Below are 25,692 nucleotides of genomic sequence, written 5' to 3' on the forward strand. Positions count from 1 at the left end.
CTCCGGACCCTTCCTCGCTCCTTCCTCGTGAGGAGCCCACACCAGCCACGCCCGCTGAGCGCCACCGGTTGTCCATGACCATCCTCATGACCCCGGACATGTCCAACTTCGCCGGCAATGTCCATGGCGGCACCCTGCTCAAGTACCTCGATCAGGTCGCCTACACCTGCGCCACCCGGTACGCGCGCAACTACGCCGTCACCTTGTCGGTCGACCAGGTGGTCTTTCGGGAGCCGATCCACGTAGGGGAGCTGGTGACGTTCGAGGCCAGCGTGAACCGCACCGGCCGGACGTCGATGGAGGTCGGCGTCCGAGTGACGACCCAGGATCTCGTCGCTCAGACGGTGCGGCACACCAACAGCTGCTACTTCACGATGGTCGCGGTCGGGCCGGACCGCCGGTCGGTGCCGGTGCCGCCCTGGCAGCCACGGACGGCGGAGGAGATCCGCCGGCACCGGGCCGCCGAGCGTCGGCTCGAGCTGCGCAGGGCGGTCGCGCGAGCTACCGAGGAAATCCGGCAGTCCCCGGCCGAGGTGCCGGAGGATGGCCCGACATGAGGCGGGACAGGTTGGACGTCCACGGCGCCTCGCAGCGCTCTGCGCCTGCGCCCGTCGACCCCGCGCTCCGTGCGGGCTTCACCTACCGGGTGAGAGCGGCCGCCCGGAGTCCTGCTGGCGGAACGGATCCCGCAGCGCTCGGCTGGAGATCGACGTCGCAGACCTGAGCCGTGGGCTGTCCGTGACCCATGGACGGCTCAGGTCGACGTCGACGACATCCTCGAACTGAGCACCTGGCCATTGAGCTCGTGACCGACAGCCGAGAGCCACGCCACACCCGGGGGTCGGAGCTCCAGCTGGACCGCCGCTGGCCGCAATCCATGCCAGTGGTCGGCCCGCCTGCCCCGCCTCGCCTTGCGCCATAGTTGTGACTTCGTGGAGCAGCAGCAGATCGCTGCTGGAGGAGGTTGGCCGGCCATGCCCAGAGCTCTGCTCCTGGAGAACATCGATCCGGTAGCGGTGGAGCTGCTCTCCTCGGCCGGCTACGAGGTCGAGTCCGTGCGGGGAGCGCTCGACGAGGCGGATCTGACCGCTGCACTCGACGGCGTCGACGTGCTGGGTATCCGCTCTAAGACGCAGGCGACCGCGGACGTCCTGGCCGCCCGGCCGGAGCTGGCAGCGGTAGGAGCCTTCTGCATCGGCATCAACCAGATCGACCTGGCCGCAGCGGCCGCGCGCGGGGTCGCGGTGTTCAACGCGCCTTACTCCAACACCCGCAGCGTCGTCGAACTGGCGATAGCGGAGATCATCAGCCTGGCCCGGCGACTGGTCGACCGGGACCGCTCGCTGCACGCCGGAATCTGGGACAAGTCTGCGACCGGCAGCCACGAGATCCGGGGGAGGACGCTCGGCATCGTCGGCTACGGCAACATCGGCAGCCAGCTCTCCGTCCTCGCCGAGGCGCTTGGCATGCGGGTGCTCTTCTACGACCTGGAGGACAAGCTCGCGCTCGGCAACGCCGAGGCCTGTGGCAGCCTCGACGAGCTGCTCGAACGGGCCGAGACCGTGAGCCTTCACGTGGACGGGCGCGCCGGCAACGCCGGGCTGTTCGGCGCGGACCAGTTCGCCAGGATGCGCCCGCGCAGCCTCTTCCTCAATCTCTCCCGCGGCTTCGTCGTCGACCACGCGGCGCTGCGGGAGAACGTCCTCAGCGGGCATATCGCGGGTGCGGCGGTCGACGTGTTCCCCGAGGAGCCCAAGGAGCAGGGCGACGAGTTCGCCTCCGTGTTGCGCGGGCTGCCCAACGTCATCCTCACGCCGCACGTCGGCGGGTCGACGAAAGAAGCCCAGCACGACATCGGGCGGTTCGTCGCCGGGAAGCTGGTGGACTACGTGCGCGCCGGGACGACGACGCTCAGTGTCAACCTCCCCCCGGTGGCGCTGCACGGGTCGTCGGCGGCCCGATTCGCGCTGCTGCACCACAACGCGCCGGGCGTCCTGGCTCGGGCCGACGCCCTGGTCGGCCAGCACGGCCTCAACGTGGACGGGCAGGTTCTCGCCACCCGAGGACAACTCGGCTACGTCGTCACCGACGTCAACGATGCACCACCCCCTGCTCTGCTGACCGCGCTCCGCGCGATGCCGGAGACCCTCCGGCTGACGGCGTTTCCCGTGCGCCCCTGAAGGAACTCCTCCCGCAGGCTGGAGCCCGCCGACTCGACCGAGGGTGTGACCCGCGACCGACCCCAGTGCCGACGCGACAGGTGATGCCCGGCGTGTGGTTCACGCTGAGGCAACATCCGGTGGCCATCTGACGGCAGACCGTCTCGGCCGGCCGAGGGGCGCTGTGCGCCGGCGACGGTGGGGTCGCTGCCCCTTGCCAGCCGTCTGCGTGGAGCTCCGCGAGGTGCTCGTCCTCGACGGATCGGGCACCGCGGAACCGCAGCGGGGCGTCGGACATATGTCGTCAAGCGCTCCTTCGCACCTGCGACTCCTGACCACGACGGCCCTCGGTCACTGTAGGGCGTTGTCGGCGTTCTCCTGCTGAACGCCGACGTCAGAGCCGCTGTCCGTTGTCGCGAAGGGACAAGTGGGGTGTGGATATCACCGGCTTTGGCAAAGGGGTCGACAGTCGTGACGCCGATGGAAGAGCCGGAGCCAGCCGGTCCCGCCGTGACTAAGTAGCCAGAGTTCTCGACTCTCACGGTGTTGTTCGCCTGAGCGTGGCGCGCAGGTCGCACGGGGCTGGACGACTCCTCCGTTCCAACCTCGTCTCGCGCATGCGTACGGCCTTGTGCACGCCGCCTGCGGTTGACCCCCCGAACACCCGATCTCCGAATGAGGTCGGTGACTTTCGTCCGCGTAGTAGGGAGACGGCAGATGCCCAGAGAAGACTTGTCCGGCGGTGGCGCTGCGGTGGCCACAGCTGCAGGACCCACGGTGTGGAGCCGACGTGGCCGTCCCGGGGTGCGCGGAATGATCGCCGCCGTCGGTGCCATGGGCATCGTCGCCGCACTCGTCGTGGGCGGACTGGCCTTGCAGGGGCTCTACGACGCGGGTGAAGCGCGGCGCACGACTGGGTCCGTCGGAGCGGCCCTGTCGCACGTCCAGGAGATGGAGTACCGCGGCGCAGACATCAGCGGCTGGCAGGTGGCCTACGCCTGGGACGCGAGGCGGACCACGCCGCTCCAAGCGGTCGATGCCAGCAGCGGCAATCGGGCCGGCTTCTTGCTGTCCGGCGGAGAGCTGAACCAGCTCTTGGCCGACGCCCCCGTATCCGCGTTGACGCCGACCGAGCAGGCGTACTTCAGCGCGATAGTGGATGCCTGGGAGCGGTTCTTCCAATACGACGAACAGGTGGTAGGCCTGTACCGGCAGAACACGTCGGCGTCGATGGACGCGGCCGACGCCCTGATCCTCGGCGACAGCTATGACGTGTTCTACGAGGTCCTCGAGGAGACCGCGAAGCTGAAGGAATCGCTCCAGCAGCGGGAGCGGGAGGCGACCGAAGCCGCTGATGGCCAGCAGAGCACCACGACCTTCGTGATGATCGCGGCGACGGCCCTCGGTGCGCTACTGGTCCTCGCGGTGTCGGTTGCGGTTACACGCCGCATCACCCGTCCCCTCCTAGCCGTCGTCTCGGTGGCGGAAGCCATGGCCGACTGCGACTTGACGCAGTCCACCGGGATCACTAGAGGTGACGAGGTAGGGCGGGTGGCGGTGGCCATCGACGCCGCCCAGGCGAGTCTGCGGCGAGTGATGGCCTCAGTGATCTCGTCCGCCGATGCGGTGGCGGCATCGGCAGAGGAGCTGTCCGCCTCGTCCGCTCAGATTGCCGCCTCGGCTGAAGCGACGTCTGCACAGTCCGACGTGGCGGCAGACGCCACTCGCGAGATCAGCCAGAGCGTCGCGACCGTGGCATCCGGCGCGGAGGAGATGGGGGCGAGCATCCGCGAAATCGCCAGCAATGCAGCGGAAGCCAGTGCTGTGGCCGGACAGGCAGTGAACTCCGTCGAGTTGACCAGTTCGACGATCGGTCGGCTGGGGCAGAGCTCTGCCGAGATCGAGACCGTCGTGAAGGCCATCACCGCCATCGCCGAGCAGACGAACCTGCTGGCGCTGAACGCAACCATCGAGGCTGCACGTGCCGGAGAGGCAGGGAAGGGGTTCGGTGTGGTGGCCAGCGAGGTCAAGGAATTGGCAGAGGAGACCTCCAGGGCGACGGAAGACATCGTCCGGCAGGTCCAGGCCATCCAGAGCGACACTGGGGCGGCCGTCACGGCCATAACGGAGATCAGCGACATCGTCGGTCAGATATCGGACCGACAGACCACGATCGCCAGTGCGGTCGAGGAGCAGACCGCAACCACGAACGAGATGGCGAGATCGGCAGCCCAGGCGGCCAGCGGGACCGAGAGGATCACCGAGAACATCGCCAGCGTCTCTGCAGGGGCGTCCGCAACGACCGGGGCACTCATGCAAACCCGTACCGCGGTGGACGAGCTGGCGCATATGGCAGCCGAGCTGCGTTCCTCCGTCGCTCGGTTCACATTCGACCGGTGACCGTCGTCCTGTCCCGGCCGCCGATCGCGAGCGGCCGGGACGGGACGATTCTTCTCGGTCGGACCCGTCACGGATGCTGTGGTTCGGCCGTCACGTACGCGTCCTCGCTGGTGGGGTGAACCGGCTCTTCGCATCCCAGGGTGTACCCGCGGTCTGAAGCCGCCGGTCCCGAGCAGGCCCATGACCAGGTGGTTGATGAGGTTGCGAAACCGGAGACGCGAATGACCAGCGCGCCCACATCCTCCGCGATTATTCACACCGTCCTGACCGCGCCGGCGCACATCCGCCGATGCGCCCCCTTTCCGCACCGGCAGGGCCGATGTTCCGCCTGAACGCCGCGTGAGTACGTGTAGATCTTGTACACCTGTCGGCCAGCCTTTACGGATTTCGCAGAGGCCGGGCGAGAAGCGCTCATGGACGCTGACGTCCAACGGATGTCTCCCCGTCAACGGCTTGGAGCCATCCACCTCCACACCGACAAGGAGCAGCCGTCGTGACAACGCGAACGCACAGATCTCGGGTGACCGTGCTCGGCTTGGGTCAGATGGGGACAGCCGTGGCTCGCGTGCTCAGCGAGGCGGGGCACGACGTTACCGTTTGGAACCGCACCTCTTCCAAGAGTGAGGCGTTCCGGGGCTCCGCCACGGTTGCGGACTCCGCTGCATCGGCCTGCCAGGCTTCGGATGTCGTCCTCTCGGTGCTGAGCAGCTATGCGGTCACTGACGAGATCCTGCGGGCCCCCGACGCGACGGATGCCCTGCGTGGCAGGACGCTGATCCAGATGAGTACGGGCACTCCAGACGATGTCCGCGCTACCGCCTCATGGGCCGCGCGATCGGGCGTCCAGTACCTCGATGCCAAGATCATTGCGTACCCCAACTCCATCGGAACGGAGTTGTCAACGATCTTGTACTCCGGCGCTCCGGCAACGTTCGAACGGTGGCAGGACACGCTTGCGCCGCTCGCGGGCGAGAACGAATTCGTCGGCCAGGGCGTGACCGATGCGGCGACGTTCGACCTCGCGTGGCTTGGCTTCTGGTACGGCGCATCGGCCTCGTTCCTCCAATCGTTGGCACTGTGCCGCGCGGAGCAGCTGCCCGTCGAGAAATTGCTGTCGCGCCTGCGGTGGATGGTCGACTTCATCGAATACAGCGCGCGCGATGCGGCGGCCAGGGTGGAACGAGACGATTTCAGCGGCGCCGACTGCGCGCTCGAGGTGCACCGGCATGCGCTCGAGGACGTGACCCGAGCGAGCAAGAACAGGGGGCTCGACGACAGGCTGCCAGCTGCCGTGATCGAGCTGTTCGACCGGGCCATCTCGCTCGGATAGGGCAACGACGAGTTGCCGGCGCTCTATCAAGCTGTGGTTGAAGCGCAGTCCCCTGCGCCGAATTGACTCACGTGCGCCGAATAAGCTGAGCTCGATATCACCGGTTGATCATGGCGGTGATCGCGTGATCGCGTGATCGCGCGATCCGGGTCGCGGAACAGTGAGCGGTCAACGGTGTGCTGGTGCCCGGACCTCGTTATCCAGGTCGTCCACATTGGTCCGTGCTCGCGCAGCGGTGGCTGCCGAGTGCTCTGCCCGCCACGGCCGCCACGGCCCTGTCCGGACCAACCGGGCATCGTTGCGCTGGCGTGGCAGCGAGATCAAGCAGGACGAGCTCTGGCACCGGGTTGTCCGCTGACCAACGGCTCGGCTGGGGATGGCTCCTGACCTTGTCCGGTAGATCTCCAGCTATGCGCTGCGCGGCTTCTTCGTTTTTCGATTGCTCGTCCACAGCGCGACTCACTGTCCACAGATGTGGCTGCCCCTGTCCCTCAGCCCCATCAGTCGGGGTCAATGGCCATGGGCCCGGGGTCACCGTCGCTGGGCTCCTGACGGTGCGAGCAGCGGAGGCAGGGATGACCAAGCGGCGTCACAAGGGCGAAGGCGGGATCAGTGAGTATCGAACGAGATCTGGGCCGCGGTTCCTGATCAAGTATCCGGTCTCGCTTGAGGACGGCACCACTCGCGTCGTTCTCAAGCGCGGCTTCCTAACGAAGAAGGACGCGGCCGCCGCTCTCCGATCGGAGATCCGAAAGGCCGAGATCGGGCAGTGGGTGCCTCCCTCGAATCAGCGGCTTGACGCCTATCTCGAGGACTGGATCCAGGGGCAGCGACTGAGTCCCTCGACGGTGGCCTCGTATCGTAAGAACATCCGGTTGCACATCGATCCACATCTGGGCAGTGGGCAGGTCGCACGGCTGACCGGACCGATGGTCGACATCTGGATGCGGAAGCTGGAGTCCTCCGGCAGAGCCGACGGCACGGGCGGTCTGTCCGCGCGGACGGTCCGCTACGTCTTCACCATCCTGCGCTCGGCTCTGAGCGACGCCGTCAAGCACGGACGCTTCCCGGCTAACCCCACTGACCGATCCACCCCGCCGAGCCCCTCGGAGGCCCGCCCGCCGGAGATGCAGGCCTGGACCGCGGTCGAGCTCGGCCGCTTCCTCCGCTGGGCCGCCGCCTACGACAGAGACGCGGCCATGGGCTGGCGCCTGCTCGCGGCCACCGGCATGCGCCGCGGTGAGGCATTGGCCCTGCGGTGGCGCGACATCGATCTGGACGCCGGCCGGCTCGCGGTGCGCCGCAGCCTCGGCGTGATCAAGACCAAGGGCGCCGGCCAGCAGCTGGTCGAGGGCCCCACCAAGACGGGCCAGTCCCGAGTCGTCGACTTGGACGCCGGCACCGTGGCGGCGCTGCGCGCCTACCGCACCGCCCGGAACGAGGTTGCTGGAGATCTCATCCGGGACGGCGCGCTGCTCTTCAGCAACCTGGACGGCTCGCCGCGTCATCCGGAGCGGTTCTCCCGTCAGTTCGTCGCGCACCTTTCCCGAGCGCGCCAAGCGCTGGGCTGTGAACAGCTCCCGGCGATCCGTCTGCACGACCTCCGCCACACCCACGCCAGCCTGCTCCTCGCCGACGGTGTCCCGGTGAAGGTGGTCTCCGAGCGCCTGGGGCATGCCAACGCCACCATCACGCTCACCGTGTACCAGCACGTCCACCCCGGCATGGGCCGCGAGGCCGCGGACCGCTTCGCCGCCCTCCTGGAAGGCTGACGAGGCAAGGCTGACGAGGCGCCATAAGTATCAAATAGGTATCGCGAGGCCCTATTGACCTTGAGGCGAAACCGCCCCGGCTCTCTGACCTGCTGAGACGCCGGGGCGATGCTGTGTCCGAGGGGGGACTTGAACCCCCACGCCCGATAAAGGGCACTAGCACCTCAAGCTAGCGCGTCTGCCATTCCGCCACCCGGACGAGTGCAGGACCAGACTACCGGAGCGCTCCCGGCGTCCGAAGCACCCCCCGCCGCTCAGGTCGCGGCGACCGACACCCGTCCGCGGCCGGCCCGCTTCGCCTCGTACAGGGCGGCGTCCGCGGCGGTGTAGAGCCCCCGGCGGTCGCTGGAGTGCTGAGGCACGTGGGCCACGCCGACGCTGATCGACAGCGCCAGCAGCGTGCCGTCGGGGAGCGTCATCGGTGCCGAGCGGACCGCCTGGAGCAGGTCCTGCGCCCGGTACTGCGCGATCGTGCGGTCGCACCCGGGCATCAGGACGGCGAGCTCGTCGCCGCCGAGCCGGGAGAGGACGGCGTCCTCGGCCCGCACCCGGCCCGTCAGCACGGTCGCGAGGTGCACGAGGACGTCGTCCCCGACCGGGTGCCCGTGGGTGTCGTTGATGGTCTTGAACGAGTCGACGTCGATGAGCACCAGCGCCGTCCCGCCCGGGACCGACCGCGAGAGGGCCGCCTCCAGCGCGCCGTCGAAAGCGCGGCGGGTGGCCAGACCGGTGAGGGAGTCGACCGTCAGCTGCTCCTGCAGGGCGGTCACCAGCCGCTCCTGGGTGCTGTTGGCACGGACCAGCATCACCGCCATGACCACCAGGACGGCGCCGAAGAAGACGAGGTCGGTCATCGCCGCTTCCACGGGAAGCAGCAGCAGGAGAGCCACTCCGTCGCCGAGGACCGCCGTCCCGGTCACCACGACCACCGCCCCCCGCTGCAGGTGGGACGCCGCCCAGAGCACGGGGAAGGCGAGGAACGCCTGCGATGCCGCGGAGGGGTCGTTCGTGAGCACGTTGAGGCCGCAGATCAGCAGCACCCCGCCCAGGGCGATCATCGTGAAGACGCCCATGCGGTCGAGCCGGTCCGCCGGCGCGAGCGAGACCGCTCCGGCGATCACGAGGACCAGGCCGACCGCCGACCAGGCGGCTACCTTCGCCCACACGCTGTAGGGGAGCGGCTGGAAGGTGTTGAAGGCTGCGAGGACCAGGGCCGCGACGACCAGGATCAGCACACCGCTGCGGGCCGCCGACTCCGGCTCCCGCGCCCGCATGCTCATCCCCGTCACCCGATGAGCATCGACCGCTCCGGGCCTTCGGACGAGAGGCCCTCACCCCTCCGGGGGTGCCCCCTTGCGCACCGATGCGGACGACCTCGTCCGGAATCCCGGCAGCGGGGCCGCCACCCGGCAGCGCACGGTCACGCCTTCCACCCCCGCCCGTGCTCCCCCTACCCTCCGCAGCGGTCCGCCGCGGTCGGAGGTGCTGGGTGACGTCGTCGGAACCTCGGTCGGCCGCCGTCCGCGTCCGTGCTTTCGCGGTGCTCGGCGTCGGGGTGGCGGCCGGAGCCGCGGCGATCACCATCCTCTCCGACATCATGCGGTCGGTCGGCGCTGTGGGCGGGTCCTGCGCCGACGGCGGCCCCTACGTGTCCGCGCCGCCGTGCCCCGACGGCACGGGGACGGCGATGCTGCTCGTCCTGGGCCTCGCCGGCGTGTGCCTCGTCGGCACGCTGTGGGGCGCCCACGTGCTCCGGGCACCGCAACCGGTGTGGCTGGGCTGGCCGGCGCTGTTCCTCGTCCTCGGCTGGAACTTCCTCGAGGACGGCCTCGTCGACCCGCCCGAGGGCTTCGGCGTCAACGGCGGCTACGTCTTCTGCGGCGTCCTCTTCGTCGCGATGGGCGCCGGACCGCTGTTCATCGTGCTCTGGGCGCTGAAGGGCCACCGCCGGGACGGGTGGCAGCCGGGGCCGGCACCGGTCGTCGTGCACCGACGGGACCTCCCGGAGTCGGCGCCGCCACCCGGCCCGCTGGACGACGACATGCCCAGCGGCGACCTGCCCGGCGGCGACGCGCCCCCGCGCGACGACCCCCGCGCGTCGGCGATGTCGGTCGCCGGCCGCCTCGAGCGGCTGGCCGCCCTGCACGCCTCCGGCGAGCTCACCGACGAGGAGTACCGGCTGGCCAAGCAGGCCACGCTGCGCGAGGAGACCGCACGATGACCGATCCCCAGGTCCCACCGGAGCGGCGCACGTGGCCGTGGTGGCTGTTCTACCTGGGAGCCGCCGTGGTCGGGGTGCTGGCCGGGAACGCCCTGTTCACCTGGGTCAGCACCTGAGGCCGGCGGGCGGCATAGGCTCGCCCGATGGATGACGCGCCGCTGCTCCGGGCCCAGGACGAGGTCGCCGAGCTGCTGTCCGATCTCATCCGGATCGACACCACCAACACCGGCGACACCGCGACGAGCGCGGGGGAGCGGTCGGCCGCCGAATGGGTGGCCTGCAAGCTGGCCGACGTCGGCATCGAGTCCGAGATCCACGAGTCCGAACCGGGCCGGGCCAGCCTGGTCGCCCGCATCCCCGGCGCCGACCGCAGCCGCCCAGCGCTGCTCGTGCACGGCCACCTGGACGTCGTCCCGGCGGACCCGGCCGAGTGGAGCGTGCACCCGTTCTCCGGCGAGGAGCGCGACGGCTACATCTGGGGCCGGGGCGCGGTCGACATGAAGGACATGGACGCGATGGTCCTCGCACTGGTACGCGACTGGGCCCGCACCGGCGTCCAGCCGCCGCGCGACATCGTGCTGGCCTTCCTCGCCGACGAGGAGGCCGGCGGCAAGCTCGGCGCCCGCTGGATGGTCGACGAGCACGCCGACCTGTTCGAGGGCTGCACGGAGGCGATCAGCGAGGTCGGCGGCTTCAGCATCACCGTCCGCGACGACCTGCGCCTCTACCTCGTCCAGACCGCGGAGAAGGGCCTGGCCTGGATGCGGCTCACCGCGTCGGGCAAGCCCGGCCACGGCTCGTTCGTGCACGACGACAACGCCGTCACCCGGCTCTGCCAGGCCGTGGCCCGGCTCGGGTCGGCCCGGCTGCCGACCGTCCTCACCCCGCCGATGCGCGATTTCCTCGCCGCGGTCGAGGACGCCTACGGCATCGAGATCGACCCGGACGAGCCCGAGCAGGCGCTCGCCCGGCTGGGCAGCATCAGCCGGATGATCGGCGCCGCGCTGCGCAACACAGCCAACCCGACCATGGTCGACGCCGGCTACAAGGCCAACGTCATCCCCGGGACCGCGTCGGCGACCGTCGACGGCCGCTTCCTCTACGGCCAGCACGAGGAGTTCGAGCGCCAGCTCGCCTCGCTCATCGGCGAGGGCATCCAGCGCGACTGGATCGTCCACGACCAGGCGGTCGAGACGACGTTCGACGGCCCGCTGGTCGACCAGATGGTCGCCGCGCTCAAGGCCGAGGACGACGGCGCGCGACCGGTGCCGTTCACGATGAGCGGCGGCACCGACGCCAAGAGCTTCCAGACCCTCGGCATGCGCTGCTTCGGCTTCTCGCCGCTGCGGCTCCCGCCGGAGCTGGACTTCGCCTCGCTCTTCCACGGCATCGACGAGCGGGTGCCGGTGGAGTCGCTGAGGTTCGGCATCCGGGTGCTCGACCGGTTCCTGCGCTCGGCATGATGGGGACGTGACCCAGCCCACTCACGCCGCCGGATCCGTCGCTCTGATCACCGGGGGGACCGGCGGCTTCGGCCGCGCCCTCGCCACGAAGCTCACGGCCCACGACGTCACCGTCGTCCTCACCGACCTGGACTCCGAGCGCAACCGGCAGGTCGCCGCCGACCTCGGCTGCCCGTTCCTGCCGCTCGACGTCACCGACCTCGCCGCCAACGAGGCGGTCGTGGCGCAGATCGAGGCCGAGTACGGCCGGCTCGACGCCGCCTACCTCAACGCCGGCATCTCGGCGGCGAAGTCCGACGACGCGCTCGACCTCGACGAGTTCATGAAGGTCGTGGCCATCGACCTGTTCGGCGTCGTGTACGGCGCGCAGGCCGCCCGGCCGGCGATCCAGCGCGCCGGGGGAGGGGCGATCGTGGTGACGGCCTCGCTCGCCGGGCTCTCGCCGATGGCCGGGGACCCCGGCTACAGCGTGGCCAAGGGCGGGGCGATCGCCTTCGTCCGGTCGATGGCACCGCGGCTGCAGCGCGACGGCATCACCATCTCGGCGATCTGCCCGGGCTTCGCCGACACCGCGATCATCGACCGCATCCGCGACCAGTTCACCGCCGCGAACTTCCCGGTGCTCTCGGCCGAGGAGGTCGCCGACGCCATGGTCATGGCCTGGACGTCGGCCGAGCCCGGCGCCGCCTACGTCATCCAGCCCGGCGTCGGTGTCGTGCCCTACAAGTTCAAGGGCGTGCCGTCGGCCAAGACCGAGGCCGGCGAGACCGCCGTCGTCCCGGAGGCGCTGCGGCCGCCGTCGATGCGATGACCGGCGCGGCGGCGGAACGGGCGGTCGACTGGGACGGCTTCCACAACGCCCGCGACCTCGGCGGTCTGCCGACCCGCGACGGACGGCGGACCCACACCGGGGCGTTCTACCGGTCGGCGACGCTGGTGCTGGTCACCGACCGCGGCTGGCAGGAGGCCCGGGACGCCGGCGTGCGGACGGTCGTCGACCTGCGCAACGACGACGAGGTGGAGTCCGAGGCGGTCGACCCGGTCGGCATGACCCGCGTGCGGGTGCCGCTCGACGGGATCGAGGACGTCGAGCTGTGGCGCCACCTGCGCGAGGAGGGGCTCGACGGGACGCCGATGTACTACCTGCCGTTCCTGTCCCGTCGCCCCGACCGGGTCGCCGCGGTGATGACCGCCCTCGCCCGGAGCGAGCCCGGCGTCGTCTTCCACTGCAGCGCGGGCCGGGACCGGACCGGGCTGGTCACCCTGCTGCTGCTCGCGCTGGCCGGCGTCGAACCGGAAGCGGTGGCCACGGACTACGAGCTGACCGTTGAGCCGCTCAAGGTGCTCTACGCGGCCGCCGGCCGGCCCGACGACAGCGCCGAGGTGGCGGGCTTCCTGGCGGCGCGCGGGACGACGGCTCCGGCGGCGGTCCTGGCCACTCTCGAGCAGCTGGACGTCGAGGCCTACCTGCGGGACGCCGGCGTCGCCGACGCGGACGTGGCGGAGCTCCGGGCCCGCCTGCGGGGGTGAGTCGTCCCCGAGCCCCCCGCCGTCCGTGCGCTGATTCCGTCCGGCAGCCCCCGAACGGGCCACACTGACCCACCTGCCACGACTTGGAGGTGCGCCATGCGGCACCACATCGGGACCGAGATCGACATCGAGGCGCCGCCCGCCGAGGTGTGGCGGCACCTGGTCGACCTCGCCGCCTATCCCGAGTGGAACCCGTTCATCCCCTCCGCGGCGGGCACGGTGGCCGTCGGCGAGCGGCTGACGCTCCGCCTCCAGCCGCCCGGCGGCCGCGCCCTCCCGATCCGCCCGGCGGTGACCGCGGTGACCCCCGGGTCGGTGCTCGAGTGGCTGGGCCACCTCGGCGTCCCCGGGCTGTTCGACGGCCGGCACCGGTTCGAGCTCTTCCCGACGCCGGGTGGGACCCACCTCGTGCAGAGCGAGTCGTTCAGCGGGGTGCTCGTGCGGCCGCTCCGGGCATTGCTGGACGGCGGCACCCGCGCGGGCTTCGAGGCCATGAACGACGCGCTGCGCACACGCGCGCTCGACGGGCGGGCCGACTGACGAGCCGAACCACCCGGTGACGGTCGTCACGAGCCATCTGGCAGGGTCGGGGCCATGCGTGCATGGCGGGTACACGAGCTCGGCGACCCTTCGAAGGTCATGAGCCTGGACGAGGTCGACCAGCCCACCCCCGGGGAGGGCCAGGTCCTGGTCAAGGTGCGGGCGGCGGCGCTGAACTTCCCCGACGTCCTCATGGCCATGGGCATGTACCAGGAGAAGCCGCCGCTGCCCTACACCCCGGGCGTGGAGCTGTGCGGCGAGATCGTGGAGACCGGCCAGCGGGTCATCGGCTCGCCCGCCGGCGGCCCCGGCGCCTTCGCCGAGTACGCGCTCATGGACGCGGCCGGCGCCTTCCCCGTCCCCGACGAGATGTCCGACGAGAAGGCCGCCTCGCTCTACCTGACCTACCAGACCGGCTACGTCGGCCTGCACCGCCGGGCGGGCATCGCGGCCGGTGACTGGGTGCTCGTGCACGCCGGCGCCGGCGGCGTCGGGACGGCGGCGATCCAGCTGGCCAAGGCTGCCGGCGCGAAGGTCATCGCCACCGCCGGCGGGAAGCGCAAGACCGAGGTCTGCACGCAGCTGGGCGCCGACCACGTCGTCGACTACACGACCGAGGACTTCGTGCCGGTCGTCAAGGAGGTCACCGGCGGACACGGCGCCGACATCGTCTACGACCCGGTCGGCGGCGACGTCTTCGACAAGAGCACCAAGTGCATCGCGTTCGAGGGCCGGCTCGTGGTCGTCGGCTTCACCAGCGGCCGCATGCCCGAGGCGCGCGCGAACCACCTGCTGGTGAAGAACTACAGCGTGGTCGGCCTGCACTGGGGGCTGTACCGCAAGCACGAACCGGCGATCTTCGGGCAGGTCCACGACGAGCTGGTGAAGCTCGTGCGGTCCGGCGACGTCGACCCCCTGGTCGGGTCGGTGCACCCGCTGGAGGAGGCCCCGCAGGCCCTGCTGAAGCTGGCGTCGCGGGAGACCGTCGGCAAGGTCGTCCTCGTCCCGTAACTAGCGTGGAGCCGTGACGGAGCTCCCGCTGGTCGACGAGCGGGCGCACCTGCGGGCGGACTGCTCGCGCTGCGCCGGGCTGTGCTGCGTCGCACCGGCGTTCGCCGCCTCGGCCGACTTCGCCATCGACAAGCCGGCCGGGGTGGCGTGCCCGAACCTGCGCGAGGACTTCCGCTGCGGGATCCACGCGCAGCTGCGCGAGCGCGGCTTCCCGGGGTGCACGGTGTTCGACTGCTTCGGCGCCGGCCAGCGGATCACGCAGGAGACCTTCGGCGGGCGCAGCTGGCGCGAGGCACCGGACCTGGCGGCGGCGCAGTTCGCCGTCCTCCCCGTCGTGCGGCAGCTGCACGAGGCGCTCTGGTACCTCGCCGAGGCGCGGACGCTCACCGGTGCACGGGAGGTCCGGGAGCTGGAGCAGCTCACCGAGCGCCTCGCGGCCGGGACGGCGGACGAGCTGGCCGCCCTCGACGTCGCGGCGCACCGGGCGAGGGTCGGGGAGGTGCTCTCGGCCGCCAGCGAGGCCGTGCGCGGACCCGGAGCGCCCGACCGGCGCGGCGCGGACCTCATGGGACGCGATCTCCGCCGGACCCGGCTGCGGGATGCGAGCCTGCGCGGCGCCTACCTGATCGGGGCCGACCTGCGCGGCGTCGACCTGGGCCGGGCGGACCTGCTGGGCGCTGACCTGCGGGCCACCGACCTCCGCGGTGCCGACCTGGGCGCGGTCCTCTTCCTCACCCAGCCGCAGGTGACCGCGGCGCGCGGGAACTCCTCGACCCGGCTACCTGGCGCCGTGACGGTCCCGCCGCACTGGGGTGGCTAGATGACCGGCAGCGGGAGGTAGGACAGGCGCGCACGACGACGCAGGATCACCTTGCGCGTGCCGTCGGGGTGGAGCTGGAGCCGGGCGAGCTCCCAGCCGCCGGTGTCTGCCTGCAGGCTCAGCATGGTCGCCGCTGCGGACCGGGACGTGCCCGGAGGGATCCGCAGCGGCGCGTACTGGTAATCGCCGGCCGCCTCCATCGACTGCGATGGTGCCACGCGGGCACGCGCTGGTCACGCGATCGTGGCCTGGCCGACATCTCCGGTCTGCCACGGTCGATGCCGTCGGCCAGGATGGGGTCGACCCGCCAGCGCACGACCGGAGGAGGACGACGTGACCGGACCCGGCATCCCGAGCGAGGTGCCCGACGCCGACCGCGCGGAGCAGGAGGCCCTCCTGGACCCCCCGGCGGTGACCTCGGCCGGTGACGCGACCGGCCCGGGTGAGGACGTCCCCGAGGCCGACGCGCTCGAGCAGCAGCTGTCGGCGCGTCCGGGCGAGGCGGGCAGCCCTCCGCGTCCGGTGGGCGACCGCGAGGCGAACGAGGCCGACGTCCTGGAGCAGGAGGCCGACGTGCCCGTCGACGAGGACGACGTCCTGAGCTGAGGACTTCCGGCGGCCCTCGGCTTTGGTTAGGCTGCCCTAACCGAAGCCGAGGAGGGCGCCATGCCGACCTGTCCGAGCCGCCCGGCGCCCGAGCCCGAGCGCTCCGACGTCGATGCGCTGCGCCCGGGTCCGGCCGAACGTGCCCGCACCGTGGCGGCGCGGGCCGGCGCGAGCGTCTGCGCCGTCGGTGTCGAGGGCAGCCGGGTGCTGGCCCACGCCGTCACCGACGCCGGGCAGGTGCTCGTCGCCGTGCCGACCGACGGCGACCTGGTGCGCGCGGTCGCCGCGGCTCCCGGCTCGGACCTCTCCGCGCTCATGATGGTCACCGACCACGCGCCCGTTCCGGTGCGCCGGCCGGTCCGCGCGCAGCTGTGGCTGTCCGGCTGGCTCACGCCCGTCCCGGCGCGCGACGAGCGGCCCGCAGTGCTGGCCTTCGCCGACGCGCGCCCCAGCGAGGTGCTGCTCGACGTCGGCCGGACCGCCACCCTGCTCCGCCTCGACCTGGCCGAGGTGGTGCTCGGGGAGGGCGGCGCGGCGATCGACGTGAGCCCGCTGGAGTTCCTGGCCGCGCGCCCCGACCCGCTCGCGGCGCTGGAGGCCGAGCACCTGGCCCACCTGGACGGCGACCACCCCGAGTTCCTCACCCTGCTCGGCGGCCTCCTGCCGCCCGGCTCCCTCGGCCCGGACGACGTGCTGCGCCCGCTCGGGCTCGACAGGTTCGGTTTCCGGCTGCGCGTGGAACGCCCCGCCGGCCATCGGGACGTGCGGATCCCGTTCGGCCGGCCGCTGCGCTGCGCCGGGGAGCTCGCACCGGCCATCGGCCGCCTCACCTGCGCCGCGCGCACCCGGCTGCTGCGGGGATGACACCGGCGCGATGAGTCCCGCGGCCGGCTGCGGTCCTACGGTGACGCATCCGCACCCCGGGGAGGACGCATGACCGCCGTCTACACCTTCGACGTGTTCGCGACCCTCGACGGCTTCGGCTCCTACGGGGAGGACGGCGACTGGGGCGGCTTCTGGGGCAAGCAGGGCCCCGAGTTCCTCGACCGCCGCCTCGCCCAGTACCAGCAGGACCAGCGCCTGGTCCTGGGCGCGAACACCTTCCGGGAGTTCCTGCACTTCCTGGGCTCGGCCGACGAGGCGGGCGACCCGCTGAACGCCCGCATGAAGAACCTCCCGACGACAGTCGTCTCGACGACGCTCGAGGGCCCCCTCGACTGGCCGGACGCCACGCTCGTGCGCGGTGACGCGGTCGACGTCGTCGCCGCGCTCAAGGAGGAGTCCGACGTGCCCCTGCGCTCGCACGGCAGCCTGACGATGAACCGGGCGCTGATGGCCGCGGGGCTGGTCGACCTCGTCCAGCTGACGGTCTTCCCCGTGATCACCGGGCGGACCGGCACCGATCCGGTCTTCCGGGGGGCAGCCGACTTCGACCTCGAGCTGGTCTCCAGCCAGACCCTCGACGGCCGCATCCAGGAGCTCGTCTACCGGCCCACCCTGCACGGCTGACGAGGATCAGCCGGCGGCGTCCCCGGCGAGGTCCCCGAGATCCGCGAGCAGCGTCGCCAGCCGGGTGCGCCGCGGCCGGACGTCGACCTCGCGCACCGCGCGGGCCAGCGCCGCGCCGCTCGCGTGCACGATCGACAGGTGGCTCTGCGCGCGGGTGAGCGCGGTGTAGACCAGCGGCCGCGACAGCATGCCCCCGGCCTCGGGCGGCAGCACGACGACGACGGCCGGCCACTCCGACCCCTGCGCGCGGTGCACGGTGATGGCCCACCCGTGCCGGAGGTCGGGCAGCGCGTCGCCGGTGACGGTGACCGGGCCGGAGGAGAAGTCCACGGTCAGCGACCCCTCGCCGGTGCCGGTCACCACGCCCACCTCGCCGTTGGCGAAGCCGATCGGCTCCAGGTCGAGGTGGTTGGCGGTGGCGACGACCCGGTCGCCGGCGTCGAAGCCGAAGACGGTGCCCTCGCCCGGGTTGAGCTGCGCCTTGAGCGCCTTGTTCAGCTCGATCGTGCCGGCCGGCCCGCGGTGCACCGGGGTCACCACCTGCACCGAGGTCGCGGGGATGCCCAGGGCGCGCGGGATCGAGTCGGTGACCAGCTGCACCACCCGCCGGGCGGCCTCGGCGCTGCCGGTGGCCGGGACGACGACGACCTCGCGGTCCGGGGAGTCGACCGGCGGAAGCTCCCCACCGCGGACGGCCGTGGCCAGCCGGGCGATGGCACCACCCTCGGCCTGCCGGTAGAGCGTGGTCAGCTCGGTCACCGGGACCGCGCCCGAGTCGATCATGTCGCCCAGCACGTGGCCGGGACCGATCGAGGGCAGCTGGGCCGGGTCGCCGACCAGCAGGAGGTGGGTGCCGTCGGGGCAGGCCTCCAGCAGCGCAGCGGTCAGCTCGACGTCGAGCATCGACGCCTCGTCGACCACGACGACCTCGGCGTCCAGCGGCCACTCCTCGTTGCGGGAGAAGCCCCCGGTCATGCCCTGCGCGCCGAGCAGCCGGTGCACCGTCGTCGCCGGGTGGTCGGTCAGCTCCTCGAGCCGCTTGGCGGCGCGGCCGGTCGGCGCCGCGAGGGCGATCTCCGTGCCCTTCGCCCGCAGCAGCTGCACGATCGCCGCGACCGTACGGCTCTTGCCCGTGCCCGGGCCGCCGGTGAGCAGGCTGACGCCGGACCCGAGCACCTGGGCGACGGCCGCCGTCTGCGCCTTGTCCAGGCCCTTCGAGACCCGGCGCACCGAGAGCGGGTCGGCGATGAGCTCGGCGGACGCGGCCAGCCGGGCGACGCCCTCGGCGACCGCCTCCTCGGCCATCCCGTAGCGGGCGAGGGACAGCGACCGGAGCGCCGGATCCGGCTCGGCTTCCGGATCCTCCGGCTCGGGCGGCTCGTGCTCCAGCACGTCGCCCGACTCCACGGCCGCGACGATCGCCGCGGCCGGATCGGCGACCCCCTCCGCCTGCAGTGCCGCGACCACCAGGTCCGCCGGGAGCACGGTGTGGCCGTCGCGGGTCGCCGTCCGGAGGGTCAGGCCGACGATCGCCCGGCCCCGCCGGCTGTCCTGCCGGTCGGCGCCCTTGAGGATCGCGATCGCCAGCCGATCGGCGTCCCCGAGCGCGACGCCGGAGAGGCTCAGCAGCGCCCAGGGGTCGTCACGCAGCCGGCGGGCGGCGTCCGGACCGAGCGAGTCGGCGACGCCGGAGGCCAGCTTGGCCTGCAGGCCGGCGCCCACCAGCAGCTCGACCACCTCGTAGGTCGGCTGCGCGGACAGGAAGCTGGAGAACAACCGCTCGGCGCGCTGCCGGCCCACCCGCGGGAGCCTGATCAGCCGGTCGGCCGTGACGTCGTCGGGCGCGGTGATGCCGGCCGCGGGCAGCTCCGCGGCCGTCCGCCGGCCCAGGCCCGGCCACAGCCCGGCGGCGCAGAAAGCGGCGAAGACCGGATCGCCCCCGGCCGCCGGCGTCGCCGCAGCGGTCATGCCTCGGCCCGGCGTTCGGGGTAGCTGAACGTCGGGGCGGAGACGTCCTCGAGCGCGGTGCGGATCGCGGCGGGCAGGCGGACCTTCTCCGCGTCCAGGCTGGCCTGGAGCTGCTGGGCGGTGCGCGCACCGACGATGGGTGCGACGACGCCCGGCCGGTCGCGCACCCAGGCCAGCGCGACGGCCAGGGGAGTGGTGCCCAGACCTTCCGCCGCGGTGATGACGGCCTCGACGATCCGGTCGGCTTTGGCCGAGCGCAGCCCGTCGATGAAGCCCTGCCACTGCGGGGACGCGCCGCGCGACTCCGACGGCGTGCTGTGCCGGTACTTCCCGGTGAGCAGGCCGCGTCCCAGCGGCGACCAGGGCAGGACGCCCAGCCCCATCGCCTCGGCGGCCGGCACGACCTCGCGCTCGACGCCGCGCTGCAGCAGCGAGTACTCGACCTGGGTGCTCACGATCGGCGTCCGCCCGGGCCACGCGCGCTGCCACGTGGCCGCCTGCGCGGTCTGCCAGCCGGTGAAGTTGCTGATGCCGATGTAGCGCGCCCGGCCCGAGCTGACGGCCAGGTCGCAGGCCGCGAGGGTCTCCTCGAGCGGCGTCGTCTCGTCCCAGGCGTGCAGCTGCCACAGGTCGACGTGGTCGAGGCCCAGGCGCTCCAGCGAGGCGTCGAGCGCGGCCAGCAGGTGCCCGCGGGAGGCGCCGCGGCCCATCGGCCCGGGGCCGGTCCGGCCCACGGCCTTGGTCGCGACCAGCACGTCCGAGCGGGGGACGACGTCGGCGAGCAGGTGGCCGAGGGTGCGCTCGCTCTCGCCGCCGCAGTAGACGTCGGCGGTGTCGATGAGCGTGCCGCCGGCGTCGACGAAGGCCGTGAGCTGCATGGCGGCCTCGTCCTCGTCGGTGTCCCGGCCCCACGTCATCGTGCCCAGCGCCAGCCGGGACACGACCAGACCACTGCGTCCCAGCGTGCGTTGCTCCACGACCGGCCAACCTACCGGCGGACACCGACCGGCACCGGGGAGCCTCGGGGCACGCGGAGCGGCGCGCTGGGCCCCCGCCCGGTCCCGCCTAGGGTGATCGGTCGTGCCCGCCCGCCCCACGCCCCGACCTGCCCGCAGCGACCCGGCGGGAACCCGCTGATGGGCTGGCTCGAGGCCGTCGTCCTCGGCGTCGTGCAAGGCCTGACGGAGTTCCTGCCGATCTCCTCCAGCGCCCACCTGCGGCTGGTCGGCGAGCTCTTCGGCTGGGAGGACCCGGGCGCGGCGTTCACCGCGATCATCCAGATCGGCACCGAGGCCGCCGTCCTCCTGTACTTCCGCAAGGACATCTGGCGGATCGTCGTCGCCTGGCTCGGCTCCCTCGCCGGAAAGCGGAAGGGCGACCCTGACGCCCGCATGGGCTGGCTGATCATCGTCGGCAGCATCCCGATCGTCGTCCTCGGACTGCTGTTCCAGGACGACATCGAGACGACGTTGCGCGATCTGCGGATCGTCGCCATCTGCCTGGTCGCGTTCTCGCTGGTCCTGTTCTGGGCCGACCGGGTGGGCAGCAAGAAGCGGGAGCTGACCGACCTCACCGTGCCGCACGGGATCGGCTTCGGCTTCGCCCAGGCGATGGCGCTCATCCCGGGGGTGTCCCGCTCGGGGGGCACCATCACCGCCGGCCTCTTCCTCGGGTACTCGCGGGCGGCCGCGGCCCGCTACTCGTTCCTGCTCGCGATCCCCGCCGTCCTCGGCTCCGGGCTCTTCCAGGCCTACGAGGCGCTCACCGGTGACGTCGCGGGCCAGGGCGTCGACTGGGGGCCGACGCTCCTCGCCACGGTGATCGGCTTCGGCGTCGGGCTGAGCGTGATCGCCTGGCTGCTGCGCTACCTGGACCGGGGCAGCTTCACGCCCTTCGTCGTGTACCGCATCGTGCTGGGCCTGCTGGTCCTCGGGCTGGTCGGCGCCGGGGTGCTCAGCCCGACCTGACGCCCGACGCGCATACGCTCCGTCCTGTGACCACGGTGATCCTGCTCAGGCACGGGCGGACGACGGCCAACACCGGTGGCGTCCTCGCCGGCTGGACGCCGGGGGTGCAGCTCGACGAGACCGGTGCGGCCCAGGTCGCTGCGGTGGGGGAGCGCCTGGCGAAGGTGCCGCTGGCCGCCGTCGTGAGCAGCCCGCTCGAGCGGTGCGCGCAGACCGCGGCCGCCGTGGCCGCAGGGCGGGACCTCGAGGTGCACAGCGACGACCGGCTGGGCGAGGCCCGTTACGGCGACTGGACCGGCCGGGCGATCAAGGAGCTGGCCAAGGAGCCGCTCTGGAAGGTCGTGCAGCAGCACCCGTCCGCCGCGGTGTTCCCCGGCCCGGAGGGGGAGGGGCTCGCCCAGACCCAGGCCCGCGCCGTGGCCGCGGTCCGCTCCTGGAACGCGCAGCTCGGCCCCGACGCCGTCTGGCTCGCCTGCAGCCACGGCGACGTGATCAAGGCGGTCCTGGCCGACGCCCTGGGGCTGCACCTGGACCAGTTCCAGCGGATCGTCGTCGACCCCGCCTCGATCTCGGTGGTCACCTACACCGACACCCGCCCGTTCGTCGTCCGCGTGAACGACACCGGCGGGGACGTCTCGGCGCTGATCCCGCCGCCGCGCAGGCGCCGCCGGGCGCGGAAGTCCTCGGACGCCGTCGTGGGCGGGGGAGCGGGCACGACCGTCTGACCTCGGCGTCGTCGGAGCCGGACGTCGGCCCCGCCGCGTAACCTGGGCGCGTGCCCCGTCAGGTCCATCTCTTCGAGCGTCCGACCCGATTCGTCGCAGGCACCGTGGGCCAGCCCGGGGACCGCACCTTCTACCTGCAGGCATCCGACGACAGCGGCCGCACGGTCAGCGTCGCGCTGGAGAAGACGCAGGTGCAGGTCCTCGCCGACCGCATGAACGAGCTGCTCGACGAGGTGGCCGGCCGGGCGAGCACGATCATCCCGGCGGAGGCCGAGCCCGACGACCTCGAGCCGCTGACCGCTCCGGTCGACGAGGAGTTCCGCGTCGCCGCGATGGGCCTGGCCTGGGACGGCTCCGCCGAGGCCGTCGTCGTCGAGGCGGTGGCCGCCGGCGACGAGCCGATCGACGAGGAGGCGATCCTCTCCGACAGCGAGGACGGCCCCGACGCGCTGCGGGTGACGATCACGCCCATGGCGGCCCGCGCGTTCGTGGCCCGGGCCCGCCGGGTGGTCGCAGCCGGCCGCCCGCCGTGCCCGCTGTGCTCGCTCCCGCTGGACCCGGCCGGGCACGTGTGCCCTCGGCAGAACGGCTACCGCCGCTGACCGGCGGCTCCCCATGAGCGAGCAACCGGTCGAGCCGGATCTGCGCCCCCCGGCCGACGACGGCGAGGCGCTGCAGCTGCTGCTCGAGGGCGTCATCGACCTCGAGGGGCGCATGCTCGACGCCTCCAACGTGACGCTCGTCGGCTCCATCCGGTGCGGCGACCTGGCCGCCGATTGCGTCTACAAGCCGGTCGCGGGGGAGCGGCCCCTGTGGGACTTCCCCGACGGCACGCTCGCCGGCCGGGAGATCTCCGCGTTCCTGGTGTCGCAGGCGACCGGCTGGCGGGTCGTGCCGCCCACGGTGCTGCGCGACGGGCCCTTCGGCCCGGGCATGGTCCAGCTGTGGATGGACGGCGACGAGACGGTCGACCTGGCCGCGTTCGTCCGGCGGGACGACCCCGCGCTGCGCCGCATGGCGGTCTTCGACGCGGTGGTGAACAACGCCGACCGCAAGGGCGGGCACATCATCCCGATGCTCGACGGCCACGTGCACGGCGTCGACCACGGCATCTGCTTCTCCGTGGACCCGAAGCTGCGCACCCTGCTGTGGCGGTGGGCGGGCAAGCGGCTCCCCGAGGATGCCGTGGCCGTGCTGGAGCGGCTGGGCGACGAGCTGCGCGGCGACCTCGGCGAGCAGCTGCACGAGCACCTCACCCGCGGCGAGGTGCGGGCCACGCAGCGGCGGGTCACCGAGCTGCTGCGCACCGGCCGGCACCCCGAGCCCAGCGGCGAGTGGCCCGCGCTGCCCTGGCCGCCGTTCTAGCGGTTCGCCGAGCGGGGCCGGAGGCTCCCCGAGGCGGGACGCCGGAGCCGCCCCGCGAGGTCGCCGCGCGGAGCGGGGGCCGGAGGTCCCCCGAGGCGCGGTGAGGAAGAGCTCAGCGCAGTTGGGGACGGCTCCTGGTCGCGGTCGGAGCCCGGAGGGCGACAAGATGGCCCATGCACCGCTCGCGTCTCTCGATCCTGCTGCTCGACCTGCCGCCCGAGCACCACGTCGCCGGCACCGGCTTCTGGGCCGGCGCCACCGGCCGGAGCGCCGAACCCGACCACACCGACGAGGACTGGGCGTCCCTCGGCTCGTTCGCCGACGGGTGGCACGTCGAGATCCAGCGCACCGGCGAGGGGACGCCGCCGCGCTGGCACGTGGACATCGAGACCGACGACATCCCGGCCGAGGTGGCCCGCCTGGAGGCGCTCGGGGCCACCCGGCACCGGGACATGGGCTCCTTCTGGCAGCTGCTCGACCCGGCCGGGCTGGTCTTCTGCGTCGTCGGCATCCAGACCGGCGAGGAGTTCGAGCGCCACGCGGTGACGTGGCCGTGAGCACCACCCGCGTCACCGTCCTGCTCCAGGCTCCGCGGGCAGCGGTGTACCGGGCGCTCACCGACCCGGAGCAGCTCGGCCGGTGGCGGTTCCCCGACGGCATGAGCAGCGTGGTCGAGGTGCTGGCGGACGGCGGCTTCCGCGTCACCCTCACCTACGAGCAGCCGGACGCGCAGGGCAAGACGACCGCGCACGCCGACGTCTACCGGGCCCGGTTCACCCGCCTGGTGCCCGACGAGCTGGTCGTGGAGGTCGACCGGTTCGAGACCCCCGACCCGGCGATGGGCGGCGAGATGACGCTGACCATGACGCTGACCGACCGGGACGGCGGCACCGAGCTCGACGCGGTCCACGAGGGCGTCCCGGACGGCGTGGCGCCGGAGGACAACGCGCTCGGCTGGCGGATGGCCCTGGACCGGCTGGCCGTCCTCCTGGCCTGATGCGTCAGGCGGCGCGCCGCGCGATCCCCGGGTAGTCGAGCACCAGCCCCGCGGCGTCGTACTCGAGGACGGCGCGGAAGGCGCCGCCCTCGGACGAGTAGTCGAACGTTCCCGGGCCCCGGCGCCGGTAGGTCTGGTCCAGGCGCGCCACGGACACGTCGAGGGCTCGCACGTAGACCGCCGGGGCCGCCGTGACCTCGCCGTCCGGCAGGGCCAGCCGGTGCACGGGCAGCATGTTGGTGCAGGCGGACGCCTCGAGGTCGACGTCCACCAGGCCGTCCAGGTGCGGCGCCGGGACGCCGTCGACGGTCCACCGCCCCGCGCCGTCCGACACCAGGACGGTCGATCGCCGGCCGGTCACGGTCTCGGAGCTGACGTGCACCTCGCGGGTGCGCCAGCCGTCGGCGAGGCGGATGTCGTACGAGACGGCGTAGGGGCGGCCGTCCTCGACGGCCGTCGTGTGCCCCCGCAGCCGGCGGTCGGAGGGGTAGACCACCTCGAAGCCGTCCACGGCGTCGAGGTGGCCGCCAGGCGGCGAAGGCCGGCAACGGGACGAACCCCGGCACGCTCAGTCCAGCTTCACGAGGTCGATCATCGCCGCCGCCTGCAGGCCGTCGCCGTCGACCGTGAGCACCTCCAGCGGCACGCGGCGCCACAGCGCCAGGAGGAGGTCGCCGGCGGTGCCGGTCAGGGCGGCGATGGGGAAGGGGCGGCTGCCCGGGAAGAGCGTGCGCTCGGCGTCGGCGTCGACGGCGTGCAGGACGACGGGGTGCGCCGCCGCCGGCGGGCCGTCGGGCAGAGCGCCCGGGACCATGACCTCCAGCCACTCGTCGATCCCGTCGAGCCCGACGTCGGCCGGGATCGGGCGGAGGTCGCCGAGGACCTGCTCGACGTCGACGGTGTGGACCGTCGCCTCCTGCGCCTGCCGGCGCAGGACGAACGCGACGTCCTGCTGCGGCGCCCAGGTCCACACGCGCTCGTGCGGGTCCGCGCCGGCCAGCGCCGTCTCGAGCTCGGCGTTCCGGGCGGTGAGCCAGCCGAGCAGCTCGTCGTCGGGACGGCGCACCGGCTCGACGTAGGCCGAGGGGTCCGGGGCACGCGTCCGCACCACCCACGCCCAGAAGTGCTGCACCTCGGACAGGTGCCAGACCAGGTCGCGCAGCCGCCACCCGGGGCAGCCGAGGACCGGGGCCTGCCAGCCGTGCGCCAGCACCGCCTCGGCGGCGGCATCGGCGAACCGCGCGTTCGCCTTCTCCAGGACGGGCAGGTAGTCGTCGAGCTCCATCGGTTCCCCCTCGTCACGCGCGAG

27 protein-coding genes and 1 tRNA gene are annotated in these 25,692 nt (G+C 72.5%); 21 read left to right on the top strand and 7 right to left on the bottom strand.

Features of this window, described 5'->3' with window-relative positions; genetic code table 11:
- Positions 1-74 precede the first annotated feature (74 nt).
- The 5 genes from DCS98_RS12775 to DCS98_RS12795 all read left to right on the top strand — a co-directional run bounded on the left by DCS98_RS12775 (position 75) and on the right by DCS98_RS12795 (position 7,661).
- Positions 75-557, top strand: a complete 483-nt coding sequence (locus DCS98_RS12775) for an acyl-CoA thioesterase (RefSeq protein WP_116451911.1) — start codon at positions 75-77, stop codon at positions 555-557.
- Positions 558-974: 417 nt separating this feature from the next.
- Positions 975-2,180: a phosphoglycerate dehydrogenase gene (gene serA / locus DCS98_RS12780; protein WP_116451747.1), complete on the top strand. Its 1,206-nt coding sequence runs from the start codon at positions 975-977 to the stop codon at positions 2,178-2,180.
- A 792-nt stretch (positions 2,181-2,972) separates the two neighbouring features.
- On the top strand, positions 2,973-4,559 hold the full coding sequence (locus DCS98_RS12785; protein ID WP_116451912.1) for a methyl-accepting chemotaxis protein: 1,587 nt from the start codon (positions 2,973-2,975) through the stop codon (positions 4,557-4,559).
- 493 nt (positions 4,560-5,052) lie between these two features.
- Positions 5,053-5,889 (top strand): NAD(P)-dependent oxidoreductase, encoded by an 837-nt coding sequence (locus DCS98_RS12790; RefSeq protein WP_116451748.1) that lies wholly within the window; start codon positions 5,053-5,055, stop codon positions 5,887-5,889.
- 575 nt (positions 5,890-6,464) lie between these two features.
- Positions 6,465-7,661, top strand: coding sequence for a tyrosine-type recombinase/integrase (locus DCS98_RS12795; RefSeq protein WP_164704547.1), 1,197 nt, complete (start codon positions 6,465-6,467; stop codon positions 7,659-7,661).
- 114 nt (positions 7,662-7,775) lie between these two features.
- On the opposite strand, the gene DCS98_RS12800 is transcribed toward DCS98_RS12795, so the two are convergent.
- Both DCS98_RS12800 and DCS98_RS12805 read right to left on the bottom strand, forming a co-directional pair.
- A tRNA-Leu gene (locus DCS98_RS12800) sits at positions 7,776-7,860 on the bottom strand.
- A 55-nt stretch (positions 7,861-7,915) separates the two neighbouring features.
- A complete protein-coding gene (locus tag DCS98_RS12805) occupies positions 7,916-8,941 on the bottom strand; it encodes a GGDEF domain-containing protein (RefSeq protein ID WP_241037945.1) in 1,026 nt (341 codons plus the stop codon).
- 209 nt (positions 8,942-9,150) lie between these two features.
- Here DCS98_RS12805 and DCS98_RS12810 point away from each other — a divergent pair, with 209 nt between their 5' ends.
- The 7 genes from DCS98_RS12810 (at position 9,151) to DCS98_RS12840 (ending at position 15,246) form a co-directional block, all read left to right on the top strand.
- On the top strand, positions 9,151-9,882 hold the full coding sequence (locus tag DCS98_RS12810) for an SHOCT domain-containing protein (RefSeq protein WP_164704548.1): 732 nt from the start codon (positions 9,151-9,153) through the stop codon (positions 9,880-9,882).
- Positions 9,883-10,025: 143 nt separating this feature from the next.
- Entirely contained in the window at positions 10,026-11,345 is a 1,320-nt protein-coding gene (locus tag DCS98_RS12815; protein ID WP_116451751.1) for a M20/M25/M40 family metallo-hydrolase, read from the top strand.
- A 7-nt stretch (positions 11,346-11,352) separates the two neighbouring features.
- Positions 11,353-12,156 carry an SDR family oxidoreductase gene (locus DCS98_RS12820; protein ID WP_116451752.1) on the top strand — a complete coding sequence of 268 codons (804 nt, stop codon included), beginning with the start codon at positions 11,353-11,355 and terminating at the stop codon, positions 12,154-12,156.
- Positions 12,153-12,875, top strand: a complete 723-nt coding sequence (locus DCS98_RS12825; RefSeq protein ID WP_116451753.1) for a tyrosine-protein phosphatase — start codon at positions 12,153-12,155, stop codon at positions 12,873-12,875. The genes DCS98_RS12820 and DCS98_RS12825 overlap by 4 nt, the downstream gene beginning before the upstream one ends.
- Before the next feature lie 96 nt (positions 12,876-12,971).
- A complete protein-coding gene (locus DCS98_RS12830; protein WP_116451754.1) occupies positions 12,972-13,415 on the top strand; it encodes an SRPBCC domain-containing protein in 444 nt (147 codons plus the stop codon).
- A gap of 99 nt (positions 13,416-13,514) precedes the next feature.
- On the top strand, positions 13,515-14,426 hold the full coding sequence (locus tag DCS98_RS12835) for an NADPH:quinone oxidoreductase family protein (protein ID WP_241037821.1): 912 nt from the start codon (positions 13,515-13,517) through the stop codon (positions 14,424-14,426).
- Positions 14,427-14,439: 13 nt separating this feature from the next.
- Entirely contained in the window at positions 14,440-15,246 is an 807-nt protein-coding gene (locus tag DCS98_RS12840; RefSeq protein ID WP_116451756.1) for a pentapeptide repeat-containing protein, read from the top strand.
- On the opposite strand, the gene DCS98_RS12845 is transcribed toward DCS98_RS12840, so the two are convergent.
- Complete coding sequence (locus tag DCS98_RS12845; RefSeq protein WP_241037831.1) at positions 15,243-15,464, bottom strand: DUF5703 family protein; 222 nt, start codon at positions 15,462-15,464, stop codon at positions 15,243-15,245. The two genes, DCS98_RS12840 and DCS98_RS12845, sit on opposite strands and share 4 nt — an antisense overlap.
- Before the next feature lie 115 nt (positions 15,465-15,579).
- Between DCS98_RS12845 and DCS98_RS12850 the strand changes: the two genes are divergently transcribed.
- From DCS98_RS12850 to DCS98_RS12860, 3 genes are all read left to right on the top strand, one after another.
- Entirely contained in the window at positions 15,580-15,852 is a 273-nt protein-coding gene (locus DCS98_RS12850) for a hypothetical protein (RefSeq protein ID WP_116451758.1), read from the top strand.
- A 60-nt stretch (positions 15,853-15,912) separates the two neighbouring features.
- Positions 15,913-16,716 (top strand): DUF2470 domain-containing protein, encoded by an 804-nt coding sequence (locus DCS98_RS12855; RefSeq protein WP_116451759.1) that lies wholly within the window; start codon positions 15,913-15,915, stop codon positions 16,714-16,716.
- Positions 16,717-16,785: 69 nt separating this feature from the next.
- Positions 16,786-17,361 carry a dihydrofolate reductase family protein gene (locus DCS98_RS12860; protein WP_116451760.1) on the top strand — a complete coding sequence of 192 codons (576 nt, stop codon included), beginning with the start codon at positions 16,786-16,788 and terminating at the stop codon, positions 17,359-17,361.
- Between the two features lie 6 nt (positions 17,362-17,367).
- On the opposite strand, the gene DCS98_RS12865 is transcribed toward DCS98_RS12860, so the two are convergent.
- Together DCS98_RS12865 and DCS98_RS12870 are read right to left on the bottom strand one after the other, a co-directional pair.
- A complete protein-coding gene (locus DCS98_RS12865) occupies positions 17,368-19,329 on the bottom strand; it encodes an AAA family ATPase (protein ID WP_116451761.1) in 1,962 nt (653 codons plus the stop codon).
- Positions 19,326-20,306 (bottom strand): aldo/keto reductase, encoded by a 981-nt coding sequence (locus DCS98_RS12870; RefSeq protein WP_116451762.1) that lies wholly within the window; start codon positions 20,304-20,306, stop codon positions 19,326-19,328. The genes DCS98_RS12865 and DCS98_RS12870 overlap by 4 nt, the downstream gene beginning before the upstream one ends.
- Before the next feature lie 159 nt (positions 20,307-20,465).
- Here DCS98_RS12870 and DCS98_RS12875 point away from each other — a divergent pair, with 159 nt between their 5' ends.
- From DCS98_RS12875 to DCS98_RS23340, 6 genes are all read left to right on the top strand, one after another.
- Positions 20,466-21,296 carry an undecaprenyl-diphosphate phosphatase gene (locus DCS98_RS12875; protein WP_116451763.1) on the top strand — a complete coding sequence of 277 codons (831 nt, stop codon included), beginning with the start codon at positions 20,466-20,468 and terminating at the stop codon, positions 21,294-21,296.
- A gap of 26 nt (positions 21,297-21,322) precedes the next feature.
- Positions 21,323-22,021: a histidine phosphatase family protein gene (locus DCS98_RS12880; protein WP_116451764.1), complete on the top strand. Its 699-nt coding sequence runs from the start codon at positions 21,323-21,325 to the stop codon at positions 22,019-22,021.
- A 50-nt stretch (positions 22,022-22,071) separates the two neighbouring features.
- Positions 22,072-22,623, top strand: coding sequence for a DUF3090 family protein (locus DCS98_RS12885; protein WP_116451765.1), 552 nt, complete (start codon positions 22,072-22,074; stop codon positions 22,621-22,623).
- 13 nt (positions 22,624-22,636) lie between these two features.
- Positions 22,637-23,386 carry an SCO1664 family protein gene (locus DCS98_RS12890; protein WP_116451766.1) on the top strand — a complete coding sequence of 250 codons (750 nt, stop codon included), beginning with the start codon at positions 22,637-22,639 and terminating at the stop codon, positions 23,384-23,386.
- A gap of 173 nt (positions 23,387-23,559) precedes the next feature.
- Entirely contained in the window at positions 23,560-23,943 is a 384-nt protein-coding gene (locus DCS98_RS23335) for a VOC family protein (protein ID WP_206340241.1), read from the top strand.
- Entirely contained in the window at positions 23,940-24,383 is a 444-nt protein-coding gene (locus tag DCS98_RS23340; RefSeq protein WP_241037840.1) for an SRPBCC domain-containing protein, read from the top strand. Before DCS98_RS23335 ends, DCS98_RS23340 begins: the two co-directional genes overlap by 4 nt.
- A 4-nt stretch (positions 24,384-24,387) precedes the next feature.
- Here the strand turns inward: DCS98_RS23340 and DCS98_RS12900 are convergent, their stop codons facing one another.
- Entirely contained in the window at positions 24,388-24,894 is a 507-nt protein-coding gene (locus DCS98_RS12900) for a putative glycolipid-binding domain-containing protein (protein WP_206340243.1), read from the bottom strand.
- Positions 24,895-24,951: 57 nt separating this feature from the next.
- Entirely contained in the window at positions 24,952-25,668 is a 717-nt protein-coding gene (locus tag DCS98_RS12905; RefSeq protein WP_116451767.1) for a maleylpyruvate isomerase family mycothiol-dependent enzyme, read from the bottom strand.
- Between the last annotated feature and the right edge of the window lie 24 nt (positions 25,669-25,692).

This window comes from Blastococcus litoris (assembly GCF_003075095.1).
Taxonomy (GTDB): domain Bacteria; phylum Actinomycetota; class Actinomycetes; order Mycobacteriales; family Geodermatophilaceae; genus Blastococcus_B; species Blastococcus_B litoris.